The sequence below is a fragment of the Trebonia sp. genome, assembly GCF_030042015.1.
Classification (GTDB): Bacteria; Actinomycetota; Actinomycetes; order Streptosporangiales; family Streptosporangiaceae; genus Trebonia.
The window spans coordinates 1-4944 of sequence record NZ_JASIAL010000378.1 but is presented as its reverse complement, the minus strand read 5'-3'; the positions used below and the strand labels follow the sequence as shown (position 1 = coordinate 4944).

Sequence of the window (4944 nt, the reverse complement as noted above, 5' to 3'; positions counted from 1 at the left end):
GGCGACGATCAGACGACACTTGCGCGACGAGCTTGCTGGCCTGGCTAGTTCTGCTGGGCGGCGAGGTCCTCGCGGCGGATGGTGGCCAGCGCGGTGGCGCGCGAAGCGAGCGCGAGTCCGGCCGCCAGCCGCCAGCCGGCCCGCGGACGCGGTGCGTGCCGTCTACGGCGTCCCCGTCCGGCTCGACGCGATGCGTGTGTCGGCGGAAGTTGAATACTGACCCCAGCGTGGCAACCGAAATTTGACCCCTCTTCCCGAAATCCTGGCTCAAACCGAGCCAGGGAGGAAGCAGGTGATCAAAGTGGAAGACTGGGCAGAGATCAGGCGACTCCATCGCGCGGAGGGCCTGCCGATCAAGCAGATCGCGCGGATCAAGAACGTGTCGCGGAACACGGTGCGGGCGGCGCTGCGGTCCGATGGGCCGCCGAGGTATGAACGGGAGCCGAGAGGATCGGTGGCCGATGAGTTCGAGCCGCGGGTCCGGGAGCTGCTGAGGGCGTACCCGCTGATGCCGGCCAGCGTGATCGCGGAGCGGATCGGGTGGCCCTATTCGGACCGGACGCTGCGCACGCGGGTAGCGGAGCTGCGGCCGGCCTACCTGCCGCCGGATCCGGCGTCGCGCACGTCGTATGCGGCCGGTGAGCTGGCCCAGGATGATTTCTGGTTCCCCGACATCGAGGTCCCGGTCGGCTTCGGGCAGGTCCGGACGGCGAGGCAGCTGCCGGTGCTGACGATGGTCTGCGGCTACTCGCGGTGGGCATCAGCGGTGCTGGTCCCCTCACGCGGCGCCGAGGACCTGTATGCCGGCTGGTGGCAGCTGATCAGCCAGCTGGGGGCAGTGCCGCGGCTGCTGGTGTGGGACGGGGAAGGCGCGGTCGGCAGGCACCCGGACAAGCTGACCGGGGACTGCCAGGGGTTCCGCGGCACGCTCGCCACCAGGGTGTATGTATGCCAGCCGGCCGACCCGGAGGCGAAAGGGCTGGTCGAGCGGTTCCACGATTACCTGGAGCGGTCGTTCCTGCCCGGCCGCGAGTTCACGTCCCCGGCTGACTTCAACGCCCAGCTGGGCGCGTGGACCGCGAAGGCGAACACGCGGTGGCACCGGCGGCTGGAATGCCGGCCGGCGGACCGGATCGGCGCGGACCTGGCGGCGATGATCGCGCTGCCGCCGGTGCCGCCGGCGACCGGGTGGCACAAGACGGCGCGGCTGCCGCGGGATTACTACGTGCGGCTGGACGGCAACGACTACTCAGTCGATCCGGCGGTGATCGGCCGGCGGATCGAGGTGCGGGCGGACCTGTCCAGGGTCCGGGTCAGCTGTGACGGGCGCATCGTGGCCGATCATGAGCGGTGCTGGGCGAAGCACCAGACGATTGCCGATCCGGCGCACCTGCAGGCAGCGCAGGCGCTGCGGTCCGCCCGCAGGCTCGCGGTGGTCCCGGTCCCGCGCGGGGACGAGGTCGAGCAGCGCGACCTGGCCGTCTATGACCTGCTGTCCGGATCAGGGGAGGCAGTGTGATGACCGCGAAAGCCGCTGCCGCCGCCGGGCGGGACATGGCCGGCGAGCTCGCGTTCCTGACCCGGGCGCTGAAAGCCCCCACGCTGCGCGACGCGGTGCCGCGGCTGGCCGAGCGGGCCCGCGCCGAGTCCTGGACCCACGAGGAGTTCCTGGCCGCCTGCCTGCAGCGGGAAGTCTCCGCCCGCGAGTCCCACGGCGGGGAGGGCCGCATCCGCGCGGCGAGGTTCCCGGCCCGCAAGGCACTGGAAGACTTCGACTACGACTACCAGCGGTCCCTCAAGCGCGAGGTCATCGCCCACCTGGGCACCCTGGACTTCGTCGGCGCCCGGGAGAACGTCGTGTTCCTGGGACCGCCCGGCACGGGCAAGACGATGCTGTCGGTCGGGCTGGGCATCCGCGCCTGCCAGGCCGGGCACCGGGTGCTGTTCGCCACCGCCGCCGAATGGGTCGCCCGGCTCGCCGACGCCCACCACGCCGGCCGGCTCCAGCCAGAGCTGCTCCGCCTGGGCCGCTACCCCCTCCTCGTGATCGACGAGGTGGGCTACATCCCGTTCGAGCCCGAGGCCGCCAACCTGTTCTTCCAGCTCGTCTCGGCCAGATACGAACGGGCCAGCCTCATCGTGACCAGCAACAAGCCGTTCGGCAAAGCGCACATGTTCGCGCGAACGTATGCAAGGCAGCAGCTGAAATAAGACGAGTTGCCTAGCTCGCGGTCTACAGCTTGAGAAGGACGCTGCGGCACGGGTACGGAATCCTCGCAGCGGAGGACGGCTGGCAAGGTCGGGCCATCCCAACCACCTGACATGATGGTAGACAAGCCACCCGCCGATATCCTTATTTACCGGACTTCTGTTCGAGCACGGCTGGCGAGTCTTCGCGCTTGACTGCCACCATCTACCCGGCCGGCCGGAATCAGTTCGTGGTTCATGTGAGCAACATGCGGATCCTTCCCCGTGCTGGCGTGAGTGCCGTGATCTTCAGTGCACCGGCGGCTGCCTGGCTGGTCCTGCCCCTGCTTGGGGTGATCGTTAGCGTCGCGGAAGTCACCGTTGCGCTGGCCGTCGTTCTCACTGCGCTATACGGCAGTGACCGGCACAGCGGCCGCGCATTCCGGCTGCTGAGGTTGTCGTTCAGCTGCCCAGGACCGGCAGGCGCGCCACGGCGGGTCAAGGGACAGGGAGCCGGGCTGGGTCCACGTAGTCGGCGAGGTAGATCATGACGCCTTCGGGGTTCATGCCGAACGCGGCGGCGACGAGCTTGGGGTCCATGGCATTGACCAGGTCGGCGAGGCGGGTGCAGCGCAGCATGCGGGGCGGGACGCCGCAGGGGTCCAGGACGTGGCTCATATAGGCCGCCGATGCGGGTCCCCGCCCGGCCTTGGTGCCTTTGGTGACGATCACGTGCGGGTTGGCGGTGCGCTGGCCGCGGCGGTGGGCAAGTGAGCGCTGCAGCACCTGCCAGCTGGCCGGGTCCAGCGGCACTGGGTGCGGGCGCTTGCCGAGCCGGATCGTCCGGTCGCCGACGTCGGCGTGACTGACGTGCAGGTGGCAGACCTCGCTGCTGGAGGCGCCGTGCAGCAGGGCGAGGATGCCCAGCAACGCCTCGTGCGGATGGGCGTCCGGGCTGGTGGTCCAGCGGCGGAACAGGATGCGTTGCTGGTCAAGGGCGATGGTCGGCCCGGTGAAGCCGCGGGGCGCGGCGGCGGTCAGGGTCCTGGTGGGGTCGGCCAGGATGACCTTGTGGGTGCGGGCGAAGCGGAAGAACTGCCGCAGCACGGTCAGCCGCCGTTTGCGCGCTTTGGGCAAGGTGGCCAGGAATGCCTCGATGTCGTGGACATCCGCGAGCGCCCAGTCCTCCTTGCCCCGGTGGGCGGCCAGGAACCGGGCGAGGTCGCGCACGGTGGCCAGGGCGGTCTCGATAGTGTGGTCGGTGCGGGGCCTGGTGCCGGCGCGGCGGGCCCGCTGGCGGGCGGCGAGCATGTGCTCGCCGAACCTGGCCACGGCCGGGCGCAGCGGGGCCGGGACGGCATTGATGCGGCGCTGGCGCCGCCCGTCAGCGAGCCGTTCAGCCTGGTCGGTGGGCAGGGCTAGGCCCTCGGCGGTGAAGTAGTCCTCCAGGGCGCGGGCTAGGGAGCCCATCGACCGGCCCGGCCTGCGTGCGCGTTCCAGCAGATGCTGGGGATGGCCGGGGTGCTGGTCGCCGAGTAGCCGTCCAAGCTCGGTAATCATCGTGCAGGCGCGGGCGGGCGCGTTCCCGGCGGCCAGGTGCGCGACGAAGCCGTTAAGCCAGACCGGCGGGTCGGTGAGCCGGGCGGCCAGGTGAGCGGCCTGGACGAAGGGCCGTTCGGGGCGGCGCTGCCAGCATGCCGAGCACAACCCAAGCGCCTCATGGCGTTTGACCTGCCCGCATTGCGCGCATTCCCGCGGCGGGTCTTTGGGCTGGCGGGGCCGGGAGCACGGGCCGCACCAGCCGGTGCCCGCCCGCAGATACCCCGGGCACCCGCACCGCGGGCAGGGCTGCCGGGCCGCCGCCTGCCGGGCCTTGCGCCGGCAGTCCCGGCACATGGCGGCATGCTGGCGGCGGACCGGGTGCCCGCACTGGGTGCAGGCACGTGAGCACAGTACGCACTGCCCGGTATCCGGCTGCAGGACCCGCTGCTTCCCGCAGCCCGGGCACGCCGTCCTGGCAGCGGCCTCGGTGATCTTCCGCCAGCACAGGCAACAGTGCTCACGGCCGATGATGCCGACCGGAGCGCCGCAGCCGGCGCAGTCCCGCTGCCTCTTCCCCACCTGGCCGGCGCCGGTCAGACCGGCGGCATCGACCGGCCCCGGGCGGCCTTCGGCTGGTCCGCCACTGGCCGCGGCGGGGTGGCGGGCCGGGCCACCGGGGTGGTGTCGACCTCGAACAGGTCGTTGGGGGTGCACTCCAGCGCGGTGCACAAAGCGGCCAGGGTCGACAGCTTCACCTGGGCAGGTTCCCTGGTGAACAGCGCCGACACCGACGCCGCCGACAGCTCCAGCCCGGCCTTCTCCGCCAGAAGACGCCGCAGCTGGGTGCCGGTCCACACTTCACGCTGGGCCGCGGCCATCCGCAGCTTCCACCGGATGTTCACGCTGTCGGCTCCTCCCCGGACAACTCGCCGAGCGTGGCAGCCACCGCCCGCCGGTAAGCGTCCTCGATAAATGTGGCCGAGGGACGGACATACCGCATCGTCGAACTCACCGTCCAGTGTTTTATATGCGGGTGATCTAGAGGCAGTGACATGATCGCGTGGCGCGACGTGTCACCCGGCCGGAAGGGAACCACCCGTTGGAATTCATGCCATGCCTGGTCCGCTCGGCAGGAGACGACGGCATCTCGGTGATCAGGCTCGGGCATCCGCTGCTGGATGACTACCTGGCGTTCGTGGCTGCCCGGGCCCGGAC

Annotated in this window: 2 protein-coding genes and 2 pseudogenes; 2 read left to right on the top strand and 2 right to left on the bottom strand. The window is 70.8% G+C overall.

The annotated features are described in order from the left end of the window. Positions 1-292: 292 nt before the first annotated feature. Together istA and istB are read left to right on the top strand one after the other, a co-directional pair. Positions 293-1414: pseudogene (istA, locus tag Q1N79_RS20580) on the top strand (IS21 family transposase); the annotation flags it as partial. Between the two features lie 104 nt (positions 1415-1518). Continuing rightward, a pseudogene (gene istB / locus Q1N79_RS20575) lies at positions 1519-2166 on the top strand (IS21-like element helper ATPase IstB); the annotation flags it as partial. Positions 2167-2685: 519 nt separating this feature from the next. On the opposite strand, the gene Q1N79_RS20570 reads toward istB, so the two are convergent. Both Q1N79_RS20570 and Q1N79_RS20565 read right to left on the bottom strand, forming a co-directional pair. Next, complete coding sequence (locus tag Q1N79_RS20570; protein ID WP_300611353.1) at positions 2686-3894, bottom strand: site-specific integrase; 1209 nt, start codon at positions 3892-3894, stop codon at positions 2686-2688. 428 nt (positions 3895-4322) lie between these two features. After that, positions 4323-4631, bottom strand: coding sequence for a helix-turn-helix transcriptional regulator (locus tag Q1N79_RS20565; protein WP_300611351.1), 309 nt, complete (start codon positions 4629-4631; stop codon positions 4323-4325). Positions 4632-4944 lie beyond the last annotated feature (313 nt).